The 17,428-nt window shown below is 67.4% G+C and carries 21 protein-coding genes; 12 read left to right on the forward strand and 9 right to left on the reverse strand.

Annotation, left to right across the window (positions count from 1 at the left end; translation table 11 throughout):
* Positions 1 to 52: 52 nt before the first annotated feature.
* Together ACED67_RS17845 and ACED67_RS17850 are read right to left on the reverse strand one after the other, a co-directional pair.
* Positions 53 to 1,042 carry an ABC transporter ATP-binding protein gene (locus ACED67_RS17845; RefSeq protein ID WP_395543069.1) on the reverse strand — a complete coding sequence of 330 codons (990 nt, stop codon included), beginning with the start codon at positions 1,040 to 1,042 and terminating at the stop codon, positions 53 to 55.
* A 92-nt stretch (positions 1,043 to 1,134) separates the two neighbouring features.
* The gene (locus tag ACED67_RS17850; protein WP_395543070.1) at positions 1,135 to 2,301 is read right to left on the reverse strand and encodes an ABC transporter substrate-binding protein; all 1,167 of its coding nucleotides are present in this window, start codon (positions 2,299 to 2,301) and stop codon (positions 1,135 to 1,137) included.
* 268 nt (positions 2,302 to 2,569) lie between these two features.
* Between ACED67_RS17850 and ACED67_RS17855 the strand changes: the two genes are divergently transcribed.
* On the forward strand, positions 2,570 to 3,025 hold the full coding sequence (locus ACED67_RS17855) for a CAP domain-containing protein (protein WP_395543071.1): 456 nt from the start codon (positions 2,570 to 2,572) through the stop codon (positions 3,023 to 3,025).
* A gap of 1 nt (position 3,026) precedes the next feature.
* On the opposite strand, the gene ACED67_RS17860 is transcribed toward ACED67_RS17855, so the two are convergent.
* From ACED67_RS17860 to ACED67_RS17875, 4 genes are read right to left on the reverse strand one after another with little or no spacing between them, the layout of a single operon-like run.
* A complete protein-coding gene (locus ACED67_RS17860; protein ID WP_395543072.1) occupies positions 3,027 to 3,929 on the reverse strand; it encodes a LysR substrate-binding domain-containing protein in 903 nt (300 codons plus the stop codon).
* Between the two features lie 3 nt (positions 3,930 to 3,932).
* A complete protein-coding gene (locus ACED67_RS17865; protein ID WP_395543073.1) occupies positions 3,933 to 4,382 on the reverse strand; it encodes a GAF domain-containing protein in 450 nt (149 codons plus the stop codon).
* 4 nt (positions 4,383 to 4,386) lie between these two features.
* Positions 4,387 to 4,911, reverse strand: coding sequence for an HPP family protein (locus tag ACED67_RS17870; protein WP_395543074.1), 525 nt, complete (start codon positions 4,909 to 4,911; stop codon positions 4,387 to 4,389).
* Positions 4,908 to 5,243 carry a hypothetical protein gene (locus ACED67_RS17875; protein ID WP_395543075.1) on the reverse strand — a complete coding sequence of 112 codons (336 nt, stop codon included), beginning with the start codon at positions 5,241 to 5,243 and terminating at the stop codon, positions 4,908 to 4,910. Before ACED67_RS17875 ends, ACED67_RS17870 begins: the two co-directional genes overlap by 4 nt.
* A gap of 135 nt (positions 5,244 to 5,378) precedes the next feature.
* Between ACED67_RS17875 and ACED67_RS17880 the strand changes: the two genes are divergently transcribed.
* Genes ACED67_RS17880 through ACED67_RS17915 form a run of 8 tightly spaced genes read left to right on the forward strand, consistent with a single transcriptional unit; the run spans position 5,379 to position 10,259 of the window.
* Positions 5,379 to 6,413 carry an MBL fold metallo-hydrolase gene (locus ACED67_RS17880; protein ID WP_395543150.1) on the forward strand — a complete coding sequence of 345 codons (1,035 nt, stop codon included), beginning with the start codon at positions 5,379 to 5,381 and terminating at the stop codon, positions 6,411 to 6,413.
* Between the two features lie 5 nt (positions 6,414 to 6,418).
* A complete protein-coding gene (locus ACED67_RS17885) occupies positions 6,419 to 6,829 on the forward strand; it encodes a DUF6173 family protein (protein ID WP_395543076.1) in 411 nt (136 codons plus the stop codon).
* Positions 6,830 to 6,889: 60 nt separating this feature from the next.
* Complete coding sequence (locus ACED67_RS17890; protein WP_395543077.1) at positions 6,890 to 7,039, forward strand: aa3-type cytochrome c oxidase subunit IV; 150 nt, start codon at positions 6,890 to 6,892, stop codon at positions 7,037 to 7,039.
* A 28-nt stretch (positions 7,040 to 7,067) separates the two neighbouring features.
* Positions 7,068 to 7,691, forward strand: coding sequence for a hypothetical protein (locus tag ACED67_RS17895; RefSeq protein ID WP_395543078.1), 624 nt, complete (start codon positions 7,068 to 7,070; stop codon positions 7,689 to 7,691).
* Between the two features lie 49 nt (positions 7,692 to 7,740).
* Entirely contained in the window at positions 7,741 to 8,313 is a 573-nt protein-coding gene (gene mobA / locus ACED67_RS17900; RefSeq protein WP_395543079.1) for a molybdenum cofactor guanylyltransferase MobA, read from the forward strand.
* Positions 8,310 to 8,810, forward strand: coding sequence for a molybdopterin-guanine dinucleotide biosynthesis protein B (gene mobB, locus ACED67_RS17905; protein WP_395543080.1), 501 nt, complete (start codon positions 8,310 to 8,312; stop codon positions 8,808 to 8,810). Before mobA ends, mobB begins: the two co-directional genes overlap by 4 nt.
* Positions 8,800 to 9,687 carry a molybdopterin guanine dinucleotide synthesis gene (locus ACED67_RS17910; RefSeq protein ID WP_395543081.1) on the forward strand — a complete coding sequence of 296 codons (888 nt, stop codon included), beginning with the start codon at positions 8,800 to 8,802 and terminating at the stop codon, positions 9,685 to 9,687. The genes mobB and ACED67_RS17910 overlap by 11 nt, the downstream gene beginning before the upstream one ends.
* A complete protein-coding gene (locus tag ACED67_RS17915; RefSeq protein ID WP_395543082.1) occupies positions 9,675 to 10,259 on the forward strand; it encodes a GNAT family N-acetyltransferase in 585 nt (194 codons plus the stop codon). The genes ACED67_RS17910 and ACED67_RS17915 overlap by 13 nt, the downstream gene beginning before the upstream one ends.
* Positions 10,260 to 10,302: 43 nt before the next feature.
* Here ACED67_RS17915 and ACED67_RS17920 read toward each other — a convergent pair whose 3' ends face one another.
* Together ACED67_RS17920 and greA are read right to left on the reverse strand one after the other, a co-directional pair.
* Positions 10,303 to 11,319, reverse strand: a complete 1,017-nt coding sequence (locus tag ACED67_RS17920; RefSeq protein WP_395543083.1) for a hypothetical protein — start codon at positions 11,317 to 11,319, stop codon at positions 10,303 to 10,305.
* A 4-nt stretch (positions 11,320 to 11,323) separates the two neighbouring features.
* A complete protein-coding gene (gene greA / locus ACED67_RS17925; RefSeq protein WP_395543084.1) occupies positions 11,324 to 11,794 on the reverse strand; it encodes a transcription elongation factor GreA in 471 nt (156 codons plus the stop codon).
* A gap of 258 nt (positions 11,795 to 12,052) precedes the next feature.
* Here greA and ACED67_RS17930 point away from each other — a divergent pair, with 258 nt between their 5' ends.
* From ACED67_RS17930 to ACED67_RS17940, 3 genes are all read left to right on the forward strand, one after another.
* On the forward strand, positions 12,053 to 13,699 hold the full coding sequence (locus ACED67_RS17930) for an electron transfer flavoprotein-ubiquinone oxidoreductase (protein ID WP_395543085.1): 1,647 nt from the start codon (positions 12,053 to 12,055) through the stop codon (positions 13,697 to 13,699).
* Positions 13,700 to 13,829: 130 nt separating this feature from the next.
* Complete coding sequence (locus ACED67_RS17935; protein WP_395543086.1) at positions 13,830 to 15,599, forward strand: tetratricopeptide repeat protein; 1,770 nt, start codon at positions 13,830 to 13,832, stop codon at positions 15,597 to 15,599.
* Positions 15,589 to 16,422, forward strand: coding sequence for a 4-(cytidine 5'-diphospho)-2-C-methyl-D-erythritol kinase (locus ACED67_RS17940; protein ID WP_395543087.1), 834 nt, complete (start codon positions 15,589 to 15,591; stop codon positions 16,420 to 16,422). The genes ACED67_RS17935 and ACED67_RS17940 overlap by 11 nt, the downstream gene beginning before the upstream one ends.
* Here ACED67_RS17940 and ACED67_RS17945 read toward each other — a convergent pair.
* Complete coding sequence (locus ACED67_RS17945; RefSeq protein WP_395543088.1) at positions 16,419 to 17,426, reverse strand: polyprenyl synthetase family protein; 1,008 nt, start codon at positions 17,424 to 17,426, stop codon at positions 16,419 to 16,421. The two genes, ACED67_RS17940 and ACED67_RS17945, sit on opposite strands and share 4 nt — an antisense overlap.
* Between the last annotated feature and the right edge of the window lie 2 nt (positions 17,427 to 17,428).

Here is a 17,428-nt window from a genome sequence, read left to right on the forward strand (position 1 = left end):
GCAGGGGGGCTGTCTGTCCCCCTCGCGGCTGGCATTCGTGGGTGGCGCGCAGTCATTTCGCGTCCCCCATCACGTGCAGGGCGGCCGGATCGAAGGCGATGGCGGCGGTCTCGCCCTCGGCGGGCAAGGGCTGTCCGGCCGGGATCAGGGCGGCGACCTCGGTCTCGCCCAGGCGCAGGGCGACGCGGGTGCCGGCGCCAAGATAGCGCAGGGCGGTGACGGGGCCGCTGACCGGGCCGGTTGCGGCCAGGCGCACCGCCTCGGGGCGCAGCGAGGCCCAGGCCTCGGGGCCGCCCAGCGCGCGGGTCAGGGCCGGGGGCAGGACATTGGAAGAGCCGACGAAATCGGCCACGAAGCGGGTGGCGGGGCGGTCGTAGATATCCTGCGGCGTACCGATCTGGGCGATTTTCCCTTCGTTGAAGACGGCAAGGTGATCGGCCATGGACAGAGCTTCGTGCTGGTCATGGGTGACGAAGACGAAGGTCAGGCCAAGGCGGTGTTGCAGCGCCTTCAGCTCGTCCTGCATCGCCTCGCGCAGCTTGAGGTCCAGGGCGCCCAGGGGTTCGTCGAGAAGAAGGACGCGGGGTTTGTTCACGAGCGCCCGCGCGAGCGCCACGCGCTGGCGCTGGCCGCCGGAAAGCTGGGCGGGCTTGCGGTCGCCATAGCCGTCAAGCTTGACGAGGGACAGCATCTCTTCGGCCTGGGCATGGCGCTGGCTGCGGCCCATGCCCTTGACCATCAGCCCGTAGGCGACGTTGTCGCGCACGTTCATATGCGGAAACAGCGCATAGTCCTGAAAGACCGTGTTCACGTTGCGCAGATGCGGCGGCACGGCCGAGACATCCTCGCCGAAGATGCGGATCTGTCCGGCGCTGGGCTGTTCAAAGCCCGAGATCAGCCGCAGGCAGGTGGTCTTGCCCGAGCCGGAGGGGCCGAGCATGGCGAAGAACGATCCTTCGGCGATGGCGAGATCCACGCCGTCCACCGCCTTGACGGGGCCGAAATGGCGGGAGACGGCGCGGAATTCGACGGCTGGGGGCATGGCAGATCATATCCGTAGGGTGCGCCGTCACGGGCGCACCGCTCGTTGAAGAAGGGCGGGTGCGCCCCGGAGGCGCACCCTGGAAGTTGTTGTCAGCGGCCGCCGATCACGCCGATATAGTCGGATACCCAGCGGTAATAGGGCACGCAGGCGCCGTCGCCCTGGCTGCAATTGGCGACCGGGGTGGTCCAGAAGCGGATCTTCTCGAAATCGTCCATGCCATTGGCGGTGCAGCTTTCGGCGGTGGACATGCCCGATCCGTCGGTACAGGCGGCGGGAACGCTGGGATTGGCGCCGAACCAGACCGCAAGGTCGGATTGCAGGTTCGAGGACAGCGTGTGCTCCATCCACATATAGGCGCAGTTCGGATGCTCGGCCTCGACATGCATCATCGTCGTGTCGGCCCAGCCAGTCGCGCCTTCCTCGGGGATCGTGCTGGCGATCGGCAGGCCCTCGGATTTCAGCAGGCCGACCTGGAAGGGCCAGGAGCCCGAGGCGACGACGCCCTCGTTCTTGAAGTCGTCCATCTGGATGAAGGCGTCATGCCAGTAACGGGCGACAAGGGTGCGCTGGGCGCGCAACAGGTCGAGCGCGGCCTTGTACTGATCCTCGTTCAGCTCATAGGGGTTGGTGATCTTCAGCTCGGGCTTGTGGAACATCAGATATTGCGCAGCATCGGCGATGTGGATCGGGCCGTCATAGGCCTGCACCCGGCCTTCGTTCGACTTGCCATCGGGCAGGTCCATCTTCTCGAAGACGACGTTCCAGGATTTTGGCGGCTCCTTGAAGACCTCGGTATTGTACATCAGCACGTTCGGGCCCCACATATAGGGCACGCCGTAATGGACGCCGTCGACCGTGTGCCAGCCGGCATCCTTGAGCCGGTCATCCACCTTGGACCAGGAGGGGATCAGGTCGACATTGATCGGCTGCACACGCTTGCCCGCGACCAGGCGCAGCGAGGCGTCGCCCGAGGCGGTGACAAGATCGAAGCCGCCTTCGTTCATCAGGGCGACCATCTCGTCCGAGGTATTCGCGGTCTTGACCTTGACCTTGCAGCCTGTCGCGGTTTCGAACTTGGTGACCCAGTCGAAGGCCTTGTCGGTTTCGCCGCGCTCGATATAGCCGGGCCAGGCGACGATGTTCACCTGGCCTTCGCCCGCACCCAGTTCGGTGACCTGGGCAAGCACGGGGCTGACGGCGGTGGCCAGACAGAGCGCGCTGGTGGCCATGAGCTTCATGGTCGTCTTCTTGGTCATCTGGAACTCCCTGTGGATGGCCCGCCGGACGGGCGGGGTGCCGGTGGTCCGGTCATGGCAAAAGCCTGAGCCGCGGCGCAGGACTTCGCAATAACAAAACGCGGATGCGTGATATCGGTAAAGCCGATAGGTCGGCGGCGCCGATCCGCCAAACCACCACATGTTGTTTGCGACTTTCCGCCCGCCCCAAGGCGGCCGTCTTGCAAGGCCGAATCGCGCGTTGCAGGATTCCCGGCAAGGCAGAAAAACAAGCGGACCGAGGGGCAGGATGCGGAAATTTCTGACGATTGCGGCTTGCGCCGCATGGCCATTTGTCGGCGGTGCCGGGCAGGCCATGGCCTGCAGCACGCCGATGGGGGCGCAGGGGATCGAGACAGCCTTGCTGGGATGGATCAATGCCGAACGCGACAAGAAGGGGCTGGCGGCATTGGCCCCGATCTCGTCGCTGGAGACGGCGGCCGGGCGTCATGCCTGTGCTTTGGCCAGCCAGGGCAAGCTGTCGCATCGCAATTTCGCCCAGCGCATGCATGGCGCGGGCTTTGGCGAGGGCGTCGAGAATGTCGCCATGTCGACCGAAAGTTCGGCGGCCGCGGCGGCGCGGATCTGGAAGCGGTCAGGCGGGCATTGGGCCAATATCCTGAACCGCAACATCAGGCAGATCGGCCTGGGCACGGCCACGGCCGAGGGGCGGACCTATTACGTCCTGATGGCGGGCGCGCCGTAAGCTAGCGTTCCGCGATGGCCCCCTGGGCCGAGCGGATGAAATTATGTGCGGGCTGCGACAGGGGCGCCCCGCGCCGCCAGGCCAGACCCACCTGCACCGAGGGCAGATCGCCCGAGACGTCGCGGATCTCGATCCGGTCGCCTTCCAGCGACCAGGGCCGGTAGACAAGGCTGGGCAGGATCGCCAGGCCCGCGCCGGTGGCGACCAGCGAGCGGACCGCCTCGACGCTGCGGGTGCGGAAGGCGACCTGCGGTTTCACCGGCAGGGCGGCGGTCAGGCGGCGGGTGGATTCCTCAATCTCGTCCACCATCAGCTGGATCAGCGGCTGGCCGGCCAGTTCCTCAAGCGCGATCGCCTCTTGATCCGCCAGCGGATGGCCGAGTGGCAGCCAGAGCCGGTAGGGCGAGACGACCAGCGTTTCCACATTCAGCGCCATGCGGTCCTTGACCGAGGAGGTCAGCAGCACGGCCACGTCCAGTTCCCCGCCGATCAGCAAGTGCTGGAGATAATCGCCATTGTCCTCGGTCACGTTCAGATCGACGCGCGGATGGGCGCGGCGGTAGCGCGACAGGATGTCGGAGAGGACATAGCCCGCGACCAGCGAGGTCACGCCCAGCGACAGGCGGCCCGGCGGGCTTTCCGCCTCGTCGCGGAAGGCGGCGCGGGCGCTGGCCACATCGGCCAGGATGGTGCGCGCATGGCGCAGGAAGGCGCTGCCCTTGTGGGTGATCAAAAGGCCGCGCGCCTGCCGGTCGAACAGCATCACGCCCAAATCGTCCTCGAGGGCGCGGATTGCCTCGGTGATCGAGGATTGGCTGATCGACAGGGCGCGCGCGGCGCCGGTCACCGATCCGGCCTCGGCCGCCGCGACGAAGAACTGCAACTGTCGCAGCGTGAAGGCCATGGTTCAGACGAGGCGGGGCAGAGCGGCCAGCAGCGCCTCGCGATGCGCTTCGACAAGGGCGTGATAGGCGGCAAGTATTGGTGGCGTGAAATGGCCAGGCCCCGCCAGCAGGTTGACCGTGGCCGTGACCGGCGCGTCGGGTGTGGCGGAAAGCGGGATGTTGACGGCGGAGCCCAGCCCCATGCTTTCGATCAGCGCATGGTCGAAGAAATGGGCGCGGAAACCTTCAGGCGTGTTGGCGACGAATGTCCGGCGGCCCGCGACGCAATGGGCAAACCAGGCGTCATGCTCCATCGGCTTGGTGCCCTGGGCGGGATATTCCACCGGATGCGAGGTATAGGCCCGGCGCGAGACGCCAGCGGCGGGGTCCAGCACCGAGACGGTGAAGAGGATGGTTCCAAGCTCGGCGCAGGCGGCATGCAGGTCGCGCAGGACGGTCGGGGTGTCGGTCATCTGATCAGCTTTTCATCGGATAGCGGTTGCCAAGAAGAAGGTGCCAGACCAGAGCCAGTGCCACCAGAAGGGCGGAGGCGGCTCCGATCTGCAGCAGAAGGTAGGCCGTGTCGGCGGCGCGGCCGGCCGAGCCGGCGCCAGCCAGGGCCAGGGCCAGAATTCCGGCGGGCGCATGGATCGCGCGGGCGCCCGCCATCAGGGCTGTCGCAAGCGCCAGGGCGACAAGGCCCGACCATTGCGCCAGCGCGGCAGGGGCAAGATGCAGCACCAGTTCCGCCGCCCCCGCCGCCAGCACCGTGCCAAGCACCACGGACCAGGGCTGGGATTGCGGGCTTTGCGGCAGGGCGGCCAACATGAGCGCGCTTGCGCCCAGCGGCGCAAGCAGCGCGGGCGGGACCGCCATGCCGGTGGCCCGCGGCAGGAGCCACAGCGTCGCCGCCAGCAAAAGCGCCGCGCCCAGGCCAGAGGTCAGGACCGCCCGCAGGTCCATCTGCGGATGGGCCGGGCCGAAGCCCCTGAGGAAATTCATGCCGGGTGCCTTTTCCCGTCGATCACGGCCCAGCCCAGCCCGTCCTCGGGGGGCGTCTCGGACCCGTCTTCCCAGACGAAGATGCGCAGATGGTCGGGCTGGCCAGGGGTTTCGGCCAGCGCCAGAAGGCGCCATTCCAGCCGGAAGCCCTCGTCCAAGAGGCCTTCGAGATAAAAGATGATCTCTTCGGGCTCAAGAATCTCGGCCGGGTCTTCCGGCCAGCCCTCGCTTTCCCAGAACACCGCCGCCTCAAGCTGGCGCAGCTTGGCCAGACGCGCGGTCAGCGGGGCGAGAAAGGCGTCGGTATCGGGGCCTTGCGCGGGGCGGGTCATCGCTTGTCCTTGCCTGACGGCCCTTGTCACAGGGCGCGGCGGGTGCCGAGTCTGGCCCTCTGCGGGGCCAAGGTCAAGCGGCGACGAAGCGTCGGACCCCTTGCCCTTGCCGCCGCTCTCGCCCATCCCTGTGGCATGAGCGATGCGATCGACCACCCCTATGCCGAGCCGCCCGCCGAGGGCTGCGCCACCGAAATCGCGCCCGGCCTGTTGTGGATGCGCCTGCCGCTGCCCTGGGGCCTGGACCATGTGAATGTCTATGCGTTGGAGGGCCCCGGCGGCTGGACGCTGGTCGATACCGGGATCGACAGCCGCCGGACCCGGGCAATCTGGGAGACACTGCTGGCCGGTCCTTTGCGCGGCAAGCCGGTCGAACGGCTGATCGTGACCCATCACCACCCCGACCACGTCGGTCTTGCGGGCTGGTTCCAGGCGCGGGGGGCCGAATTGTGCATGACGCGCACGGCCTGGATCATGGCGCGGATGCTGGTGCTGGATGTGCAGGAAACGCCCAGCCCGCAGGCCATGATCCTGTGGCAACGCGCCGGGCTGCCGCCCGAGGCACTGGCGCGCCGCGCGGGAGAACGGCCCTACAACTCGGCCGATGTCGTGCACGCGATGCCGCCGGGGTTCAGCCGGATCACCGAAGGCCAGCGCCTGCATCTGGCCGGGCGCGACTGGCTGGTGCGGATCGGCCATGGCCACGCGCCCTGCCATGCCACGCTGTGGACGGTGGATGACGGCCGCTCGCTGGTTCTGGGCGGCGACCAGTTGCTGCCCGGTATCTCGGCCAATATCGGCGTCTATCCGACCGAGCCCGAGGCCGATCCGCTGGCCGACTGGCTGGAAAGCTGCGCGAGGCTGGCGATGCATGCGACACAGGATCAGCTTGTGCTGCCCGGCCACAAGCTTCCGTTCACCGGCCTGCCCTTCCGCCTGCGCCAGATGGCCGAGAACCACCAGACCGCGCTGACACGGCTACTGGAGCATCTGGCAGTACCGCGCCGGGCGGTGGATTGCTTCCCCGTCCTGTTCAAGCGCAGGATCGGCCCGGCGGAAGAGGGACTCGCGCTGGCCGAAAGCCTGGCGCATCTGAACCACCTGCATCGACGCGGCCTGGCAGGCCGCAGCCTGGCCCCCGACGGGGCCTTCCTGTGGCAAAGGAGCTGAGAGACATGGCGAAACCCGCTGCCCCCAAGACCCCCGCCAAGAAGGCGGCGCCGCCGCCGGCCAAGGTCGAGAAGAAGCCCAAGAGCCCGGCCGAATGGGCGCATGACCGGCTGGTCCTGTATATCCGCAATTTCGAAGGCCAGCTTGATGCGAGCCAGGAAATCGCCATGGGTTTCGCGGGGGGCGAGGCGGGCGTGCTGAGGATCGAAGGGATCGGCTATTTCGACCCAGACATGATCACCTTCTACGGCCGGGACGAGGATGGGTTGAAAACCCAGCTTGTCCAGCATGTCAGCCAGCTTTCGGTGATGCTGCGCGCCGTGCCTAAATTCGAGCCGGAAGAGCCGCCCCGCCGGATCGGATTCGCGCTGCGGCCGGGCTGGATCGGCGGCGAATCCGGCGACGCTTCCGCGTGACAGGGGGCGGGGAATCGGCTAAGGGCAGGGAAAGCGAGTGAAAACAGGAAAGCGCGCGACATGGCCGATCACGGACATACCGAATACAAGCACGGCTCGATGGACATCCGTGAGCAGGAGAAGACCTTCGCGGGCTTCGTCAAGCTGTCGACCTGGACCGTGATCCTGACGATCGCCATCCTGATCTTCATGGCGCTGGCCAATTCCTGATCCCCAAAGCTTCTTCGGAGTCCGAGTGATGCTGCGCCTTCTTGCCGCGCTGGCCTGCGCCCTGACCCTGGCCGCCTGCGGCGCGGACCGCACCTGGGCGCCGGATGACAAGGTCGCGGCGGCGCATTACGTCGCCGGGCCGCCGGCCTCGATCACGCTGGTCACGGTCATCAATGACCGCAACGGCTCGGGCGCGCATTCGGGGCTGATCATCAACGGGTCGGAGCGCGTGCTGTTCGACCCGGCAGGCACCTTCTATCACCCCTCGATGCCGATCCGAAACGATGTGCATTACGGCCTGACCGACCGGATGTATGCCTTCTACCTTGACTATCACACCCGCGACAGCGCGACCGAGGAATTCCACGTCATCGAAAGCACCAAGATCGTGTCGCCCGAGGTGGCCAATCTGGTGCTGCAGCGCGCCAAGGATTACGGCGCGGTGCCCAAGGCCTATTGCTCGACCTCGATCAGCAATATCCTGAACGGGGTGCCGGGCTTCGAGGGGTTGAAGGGCAGCATGTTCCCCAAGGCGCTGGGCCGGTCCTTCGATCAGCTTCCCGGCGTGACCGCGCGGGTGATCACCCAGCAGACAGATCTGGGCCATCACGGCGTCAAGATGGTGGATGACGACGGAAATCTGGTGAACTGAGGCTTGCCGGGGCCGCAGCTGCGGCCTAGGCAGGCGGCAGGAGGAACCTATGCGCATCGCAGCCGTGATCTTGGCCGGGGGACAATCACGCCGGATGGGGCAGGACAAGGCGCTGGTGCGCCTGGCCGGGCGCCCGCTTCTGGCCCATGTGCAGCGCGCGCTTTCCCCACAGGTGGCCGCTTTGGCGCTTTCCGCCAATGGCGACCCTGCGCGCTTTGCGGAATTCGGTCTGACCGTCCTGCCGGACAGCGAGTCGATCGGACCCTTGTCGGGCGTGCTGGCCGGGCTGCGCTGGGCGGCGGCGCAGGGGGCGCAAGCGCTGGTCTCGGCCCCGGTCGATGCGCCCTTCCTGCCCGAAGACCTTGTGGCGCGACTGTCTGAAGGGGGTACCGATGCCCCGGCTTTGGCCGAAAGCGGTGGCGTGATGCATCCGGCGGTGGGGCTGTGGCCGGTGGCGCTGGCCGACGCGCTGGAGGCGTTCCTGGCCTCAGGCGCCAAGGCGCGAGTCCGCGACTTTGCCTTGTCGCATGGCGGCCGGGCGGTGGCGTTTCCAGATCCCGCTTGCTTCCTGAACCTGAACACACCGGAAGATCTGGCCGGGGCAGAGGCGCGACTGTTATGAAGATCTATGGCGTCATCGGTTGGAAGAATGCCGGCAAGACCGGGCTGATGGAGCGGCTGGTGGCCGAGATCGCGGGGCGCGGGCTGACCGTCTCGACCGTCAAGCATGTGCATCACGATGTCGATCTGGACCAGCCGGGCAAGGATACGTTCCGGCACCGGCAGGCGGGCGCGTCCGAAGTGGTGCTGGCTTCGGCCCATCGTTTCGCCCTGATGCGCGAACATCGCGGACCCGAGCCGGAGCTGACCCAGGTTCTGGCGCGGCTGGCCCCGGTCGATCTGGTGCTGGTCGAGGGCTACAAGCGCGACGCGCATCGCAAGGTCGAGGTCTGGCGGGCCGAGACCGGACATCCGCTGATCCAGCCGGGCGATCCGCTGGTGCGGGCGGTGGCGACCGATACGGCCTTGCCGCAGGACGTGGCGGTGCCGGTGCTGGACCTGAACGACACCGCCGCCGTCGCGGATTTCATCCTGCGGGATCTGGGCCTTGCGCTTTGACCGGGTGATTGTGGCCGACTGGTCGGCGGCCAACCTGCCCACTTCGGCCCGCCATCGTGCCAATGCGATCTGGATTGGCTGCCATGATGCTGAAGGCGGCGCCGAATGGCACCACCGCACCCGCGCCAGCGGCGAGACGCAGCTTGTCGAGCTGATCGAGGCGGCGACCCTCGCGGGCGAACGGCTGCTGATCGGCCTGGATTTTGCCTTTGGCTATCCGGCGGGCTTTGCCGCAGCCCTGACCGGAGAGGCGCGCGCGCCGGCGGTCTGGCGCTGGCTGGCCAGGGCGATCGAGGACGGGCCGGACAACCGCAACAACCGCTTTGCCGTGGCGGCGCGGATCAATGCGCTGATCGCAGGCGGGCCGGGGCCGTTCTGGAGCCATCCGTCGAACCAGAGCTGGCAGGGCCTGCCCGCGCGGCGGGCGGGGATCGACCTTGCCGCGCTGGGCCTGGCCTCGGTGCGCGCGGCCGAGGCGCTGTCGCCGCCCGCCAAATCGCCGTTCATGCTGTTCAACCCCGGCGCGGTCGGCTCGCAAAGCCTATTAGGCCTGCCGATGCTACACCGGCTCGCGCAGCGCCCGGGCCTGGCGATCTGGCCTTTTGCGCCCCTCGATGGGGCCAATGTGGTCGTGGCCGAGGTCTATCCCTCGCTTCTGGCCGGGCCGGTGGCGCGGCTGGCGCAGGCCGAGGGTCTGCCCAGCGATCAGGCGCAGGTGCGGCTTCTGTCGCGGGCGCTGTGGCGGCTGGGGCAGGCGGGGCGGCTGGCGGATCTGATGCAGACCCCGCCCGAGGCGCAGGAAGAGGGCTGGATCCTGGGCGCGGGACAGGCGGCCATGTTGATCGCGGCGCTGGAGGCGGAAGAATGCCCCGCGTGATCCGGGGCTTCCCCGAGGCGCAGCGCGCCCAGGCGGCCCGGCTGTATTGGGAGGCTTTTGGCGGCAAGCTGGGCGCGGTTCTGGGGCCGGAGAAGCGGGCGCTTGCTTTTCTGACCAGCGTCTTGCGGTCTGATCACTGTTTTGGCGCGCTGGACGATCAGGGGCGCCTGATCGGCGTGGCCGGGTTCAAGTCGCCGCAGGGCGCCTTTGCCGGGGGTGGCTTCAACCGTCTGCGCGCCGCCTATGGCCTTCCGGGCGCGCTCTGGCGCAGCCTGGCGCTCTGGGCGCTGGCGCATGAGGTCGACAATCACCGCTTTCTGATCGACGGCATTGCCGTGACGCGGGCCGAGCGCGGCAAGGGCGTCGGCCATGCGCTGATCGCGGCGCTGTGCGCCGAGGCGCGCGCGCGGGGTTATGATGCGATCCGGCTTGAGGTGATCGACACGAACTGGCGCGCAAGGGCGCTGTATGAGCGCGAGGGCTTTGTCGCCACGCAGACCGAAAGGCTGGGCTTGCTGTCGCTGGTCTTCGGCTTTCGCGCGGCGACGACGATGGTGCGCCCGCTGGGCTGAAACCCCGGCTTTTCCATGAGAAAGCGACGTTGCGCCGGGGGCCTCAGTCGAAGACGCCCGCGACCCGGCCGAACAGCATGAAGGCGCGCGCGGTGCGGGTATCGGCCAGATCCGCCAGTTCGGCATCGCTGGCGTTTTTCTCGAAGGCCTGGAAGACCTTGTCGAAGGTGCGCAGGAAGTGGTGCGCCGCGTCGCGGAAGATCGTGTCCTCGCGCATCCGGCTGGCGGTCAACGCCAGAGACGAGCGATCGCGGATGCCGCCCACAGCGGCGACGGTACGGCCGCGTTCCCCGGCGGCGAAGCGGCGCCACAGATCGGGCCGCGCCATTTCCGGGCGCAGGTCATCCATATAGATGCCTTCCTGCGACAGAAGCGTCAGCACATCCTGCGCGGCGCGGATCAGCTTGGCGACCTCGCGATCCTCGAGCGCCAGGCGCAGGGCGCGGAAACCGGCCTTGTCCTCGGGCGTCTCGGGGAATTGCAGCGCGCGGATGAAATCGCTGACCGACAGGGGCGGTCGCAGCGCATCGGCCGGCGTGCCCAGCGCAAGACCCGGCTGTTCGGCTGCGGGGTCGGGGCGCGGCACGGCCAGGGCGGCCTTGCGGTCGGCCGAGGGCTGGGTCAGCCCGGCATCGCGACGCGAGGTGAAGGTCGCGAGCGCGTTCTGCGCTTCCCGCGTCTGCGCGGCGATCTGGTCCAGCTTCTTCTCGACCGAGGGTTTCATCGCCGCCGCTTCGACCTGGGCCGCGGTCTGCACATAGCTTGCCCGCATCGCATCGACGGCCTGTTGCAGCCGCGCCGCCTCGGCCCGCAGATCGCGCACCGAGCGCAGGGTGACAACGGCGGCCCAGAGCAGCACCAACGGCAGGAAGACGATGAGAAGCGTCATCACCAGCCCCAGCGTGCGCATGTCGTCGCCGGGCGGCGAAGAGAAGACATAGGCCAGAACCGCGATCACCCAGACCAGGCTCAGGACCCCGGCGGTGATCTCGGTCACATGCCGGGCGCGGACCGAGGCGGCCAGTCCGGGCAGGGCAGACCTTTCGGGCGGCGGGGCCATGGCTTCAGAGATAACGGACCGAGAGGATCTCATAGTCGCGCCGCCCGCCCGGCGTGACCACCTCGACGCTGTCGCCCTCGTCCTTGCCGATCAGGGCGCGCGCCAGCGGCGAGCGGATGTTCAGGAGGCCCAGCTCGATATTCGATTCGACTTCGCCCACGATCTGATAGGTCTTTTCCTCGTCGGTTTCCTCGTCGACCAGCGTGACGGTCGCGCCGAACTTGATCGAGCCTGACAGTTTGCTGGGGTCGATGACATCGGCGAGCGAGAGCGTGCCCTCAAGCTCCTTGATGCGGCCCTCAATGAAACCCTGCTTTTCTCGGGCGGCATGGTATTCGGCATTTTCCGACAGGTCGCCATGGGCGCGGGCTTCGGCGATATCCTTGATGATCGCCGGCCGTTCGACTGTCTTCAACTGCTTCAGTTCCGCGTCCAGCACGTCAAACCCGCGCCGGGTCATCGGGATCTTGTCCATCGCTCTTCCCGTCGTAATCAAATAAAGAAGTCACGGCCCGGGTTACGGGCCATGACTTCGCATGTCTTCCAAGCTCAGATCACCCCATGGGCGCGGGAAATGCAAGCCCGTTGCCGCAAGCGGTCGGCGGCGCGTCGCCTTCGGGCAAGAAAATTGCGGCAGCGCGGCGATGCAGCGATGGGATGTTGCGTCACGGTTGACCTCGGGTCGGGCATCAGGCAACAGGAACCGCCACCAGAGCGGAAGGGGAAGCAGGGTATGACGGCGATCCAGCGCGAGTCGATGGAATACGATGTGGTGATCGTGGGCGCAGGCCCCGCGGGCCTGTCCGCCGCCATCCGGCTGAAGCAGCTTGACCCCGATCTGTCGGTCGTGGTGCTGGAAAAGGGCTCGGAAGTCGGCGCGCATATCCTTTCGGGTGCGGTGCTCGACCCTTCGGGGCTGGACGCGCTTCTGCCCGACTGGCGCAGCATGGATGCGCCGATCAAGACCGAAGTGACGTCCGACAATTTCTACCTCCTCGGCCCGGCGGGCCAGATCCGCATCCCGAATTTCCCGATGCCGCCGCTGATGAACAATCACGGGAATTACATCGTCTCGATGGCGAATGTCTGCCGCTGGATGGCGGGCGTGGCCGAAGGGCTGGGCGTGGAAATCTTTCCGGGCATGGCCTGTTCGCAGCTGGTCTATGACGGCGACCGTGTTGCGGGCGTCGTGGCGGGGGAGTTCGGGCTTGACCCGGAAACCGCCGAACCCGGCCCGTCCTACGAGCCGGGGATGGAGCTGCGCGGCAAGTATGTCTTCCTGTCGGAGGGCGTCCGCGGCTCTCTCGCCAAGGAAGTCATCGCGAAATACGACCTGTCCAAAGGCCATTGCCCGCAGAAATTCGGCATCGGCATGAAGGAGATCTGGGAGATCGACCCCGCCAAGCACCGCGAGGGCACGGTCACCCATACGATGGGCTGGCCGCTGGGCGGCAACGCGGGCGGCGGCAGCTTCATCTATCACCTTGAGAACAATCAGGTCTATGTGGGCTTCGTGGTCCACCTGAACTACAAGAACCCCTATCTTTACCCCTATGCCGAATTCCAGCGCTTCAAGCATCACCCGATGGTGGCCGAGCTGCTGAAGGGCGGCAAGCGTGTGGCCTATGGCGCCCGGGCAATCTCCGAGGGCGGCTGGCAGTCGATCCCCAAGATGGTGGCGCCGGGCGTGGCCTTGCTGGGTTGTTCCGCCGGTCTGGTGAACGTTCCGCGCATCAAGGGCAACCACAATGCCATGCTGTCGGGCAAGGCCGCGGCCGAGGCGGCCCATGCCGCGATCAGGGCGGGCCGGATGGGCGACGAGCTGACCGCCTATGAGACCGAGGTGCGCACGGGCGCCATCGGCAAGGATCTGAAGAAGGTCCGCAACGTGAAGCCCGCCTGGTCGAAATGGGGCCTGACCGCCAGCCTTCTGCTGGGCGGCGCGGATATGTGGGCCAATACTTTCGGCCTGACCGTTCTGGGCACGCTGAAGCATGGCAAGACCGATGCGGCGGCGACCGAGCCTGCCGCCAATCACAAGCCGATCGACTACCCGAAGCCCGACGGCAAGCTCTCTTTTGACCGGCTGACCAATGTGGCCTTCAGCTTCACCAACCATGACGAGAACCAGCCCGCCCATCTGCGGCTGAAGGACAAGTCGATCCCGATCGCGGTGAACCTGCCGAAATTCGCCGAACCGGCGCAGCGCTATTGTCCGGCGGGGGTCTATGAAGTGCTGGGCGAGGGCGCGGATGCGACCTTCCGCATCAACTTCCAGAACTGCGTCCATTGCAAGACCTGCGACATCAAGGACCCGTCGCAGAACATCGTCTGGACCACGCCCATGGGCGGCGGCGGGCCGAATTATCCGAACATGTAGGGGCAAAAGGGGCCGCAAGGCCCCTTTTTTCTGACATTGCCGCGATCCCCTGCCGGTCGGGTCCGCCCTACATGGACAGCGCGCTTGCGCCCGGCTAGCCTGCGGGCCTGGGACTTGCCCTGGGAGACGCATGACGATGATCCGGTCCGCCCTTCGCCTTACCTCTGCCGCGCTGGCTCTTTCGGTTGCCCTTGCGCCGCCGCTTCGGGCCGAGGGCGAGGCCGCAAACGGTGCCAGCGTCGCGGCCTCGGTCGAAAGCGCCACGCCGGATTCAGGCGCCTATCTGGCGGCCCGCGCTGCCGAGGCGGGCGCGGATTTCCGCGTTGCCGCCGGCTGGTACGCCCGGGCGTTGATGTCCGACCCGTCCAACCTGAGCCTGATGGAAGGCTCGATCTATTCGAACCTGAACCTGGGCGAAATCGGCCTTGCCGCCGAAGTGGCGCAGCATATCAAGGCCAAGGGTCAGACCAGCCAGCTTGCCGACATGGCGCTCTTGGCCGACGAGGCCCAGCGCGAGGATTACGCCGCCATCGTCAAGGGCGCCGAGGAGGGCCGCAAGGCCGGTGCGTTGATCGACGAATTGTCGCTGGCCTGGGCGATCTTCGGCGAGGGCCGCATGTCCGATGCGCTGGCCGCATTCGACAAAGTGTCGGAAACCCAGGGCGGCGAGGCCTTTGGCCTGTATCACAAGGCCATGGCGCTGGCGTTGGCGGGCGATTTCGAGGGGGCGGATGCGATCCTCTCGGGCAAGACCAACCCGGCGATCAACCTCAACCGCCGCGGCGTCATCGCCCGGATCCAGATCCTGTCTCAGCTTGAGCGCCGGGATGAGGCGCTGAAACTTCTGGAACAGGCCTTCGGCACCGATCCTGAGCCGGGGATCGACGCGATGCGCGACACGCTGAAGGCGGGCGAGGCGCTGCCCTTCACCGCGATCCGCAGCGCGCGCGACGGCATTGCCGAGGTTTTCTTCACCGTTGCCACGGTCACGAACGGGGAAAGCGATCCCGGTACCACACTTCTGCATGCCCGCGTGGCCGCGGCGCTGCGCCCCGACCATGCCGAGGCGCTGTTGCTGGCGGCGGCGATGCTGGAAGGGCTGAACCGCTATGACCTTGCGGCCGAGGCCTATGCCGCCTTTCCGGCAGATGACCCATCCTTCTATTCGGCCGAGATCGGCCGGGCGGATGCGCTTTATGAACTTGGCAACAAGGATGCCGCGATCGAGGCGATGCAAGGCGTGGCGCGGCATTACCCGCAGCTGATCGTGGCGCAGACCGCCTTGGGTGACATCCTGCGCCGGGACGAGCGCTGGTCGGCGGCGCTGCCCGCCTATGATGCGGCGATCAAGCTGGCGGGGGAACCGCAGCGCCCCCATTGGATCCTGTTCTTCTCGCGCGCGATCTGCCAAGAGCGCCTGGGTAACTGGCCGGCCGCCGAAGCCGATTTCCGCAAGGCGCTGGCGCTGAACCCCGGCCGGCCCGAGGTGCTGAACTATCTGGGCTACGCGCTGGTCGAGCGGGGCGAGAAGCTGGACGAGGCGTTGAAGCTGATCCAGGAGGCGGTCGCCGCCGCGCCGCGCCAGGGCTATATCATCGACAGCCTGGCCTGGGCCTATTTCACGCTGGGCCGCTATGACGAGGCCTTGGCGCCGATGGAGAAGGCCTCGCTCCTGGAGCCGGTCGATCCGATCGTCACCGACCATCTGGGCGACGTGTACTGGGCCGTGGGCCGCACGCGCGAGGCGGAATTCCAGTGGCATCGGGCGCTGTCCTTCAGCCCGGAAGAGAAAGAGGCCGTCCGTATCCGCCGCAAGCTTGAGATCGGGCTGGACGCGGTGCTGGCCGAGGAAGGGGCCACGCCCTTGGCCGAGGTCAAAGCCGCCAAGAATGGCAACTGAGCCCGTCACCGAATTCGCCCCCGCCAAGATCAATCTCTGCCTGCATGTCATCGGGCAGCGGGCGGATGGCTATCATCTGCTCGACAGCCTGGTCGCGTTTGCCGGTATTGGCGACCGGCTGGTGGCGCGGCCTGCCTTGGATGCCCGGCTGGGGTTGGAGGGGCCTTTCGGCGCGGATCTGTCCGCTGGGCCGGACAATCTGGTGCTGCGCGCGGCGGCGGGTTTCGGCGCGGCGGCGGCCTTTACCCTCGATAAGCGCCTGCCCCCCGCCTCCGGTATTGGCGGCGGCTCGGCCGATGCGGCGGCGGCGCTGCGGGCCTTGGCCAGGCTGACCGGCAAGGCCGTGCCCGAAGGCCTGGCGATGCGGCTGGGCGCGGATGTGCCGGTCTGCCTGGCGTCGCGGCCCGCCCGGATGCGGGGCGTGGGCGAGGTGCTTGATCCTGTGGCCCTGCCGCCGGGGTGGATCGTGCTGGTCAATCCGCGTGTCGAGGTGCCGACCCCCGCCGCTTTCCGCGCACTGGCCCGCAAGGACAATGCGCCCCTGCCCGCAACCCTGCCGCATTGGTCCGATCTGGGCGTCCTTACGGACTGGCTTGCCACGCAGCGCAACGATCTGGAGACGCCCGCGCTGACCATCGCGCCGGTCATTTCTGATGTGCTGGCCGCGTTGCGGGCGCAACCTGGCCGGCGCATCGCCCGCATGTCCGGTTCTGGCGCCACCTGCTTTGCGCTTTTCGACGCGGAAGCACCCGCCCGTGCCGCGCAGGCTGCCATCACGGCGGCACAACCGGGCTGGTGGGTCGCGGCGGGGCCGCTTCTCTAGGTCAGGCGCGACACAACATAGGCGGCAAGGTCCGACAACATGCCGCGCAGCGGATGGTCGGGCAGGGCCTCCAGCGAGGCGCGTGCGCGGGAGGACCAGTCCAGCGCATCGGCGCGGGCGGCCTCCATCGCGCCATGGCGGGCCATCAGCGCCAGGGCATGCTGAAGATCGCCCTCGCGCTGGTCGCCCTTCTCGATCACCCGAATCCAGAAGGCGCGTTCCTCGGCATCGGCCTTTGCGACGGCCTTGATCACCGGCAGCGTCAGCTTGCGCTCGCGGAAATCGTCGCCGGTGTTCTTGCCGATGGCGGCGGCGGAGCCGCCGTAATCCAAAAGGTCATCGGCGATCTGGAAGGCGATGCCCAGCGCATCGCCATAATCGAACAGCGCGCGCACCTGTGCTTCGGGCGCGCCCGCGATCACGGCGCCCGCCTCGGTCGCGGCGGAAAACAGCGCCGCCGTCTTGCCGCGCACGACCTGCAGATAGGTCGCCTCGGTGGTGCGCAGATCCTGCGCGGCGGTCAGTTGCAGCACTTCGCCCTCGGCAATGGTCGCCGAGGCATTGGCGAGAATGTCGAGCACGCGCAGCGAGCCCGGTTCCACCATCAACTGGAAGGCGCGGGCGAAAAGGTAGTCGCCGACCAGCACCGAAGACTTGTTGTCCCACAGAAGGTTGGCCGTCGGGCGGCCCCGGCGGCGCTGGCTTTCATCGACCACATCGTCATGCAGAAGCGTTGCGGTGTGAATGAATTCGACCGTCGCGGCCAGCTTGACCGCATCGGGGCCGGGACTGCCACAGACATGCGCCGCCGCCAGCACCAGCATCGGCCGCAGCCGCTTGCCGCCCGCTTCGATCAGATGGGCCGTCACTTCCGGGATGCGTGGTGCATGTTCGCTGGACATGCGCTGGCGGATCAGCACGTTCACCGCTGCCATATCTTCGGCCAAAGCCGCGGCCAGCCGGTCCTGTGGCCCGTCCTTCGGCTTTTCCGAAGCCCCGTCCATCT

The organism is Neotabrizicola paludis (genome assembly GCF_044142105.1).
In the GTDB taxonomy this organism is placed as follows: Bacteria; Pseudomonadota; Alphaproteobacteria; order Rhodobacterales; family Rhodobacteraceae; genus Pseudogemmobacter.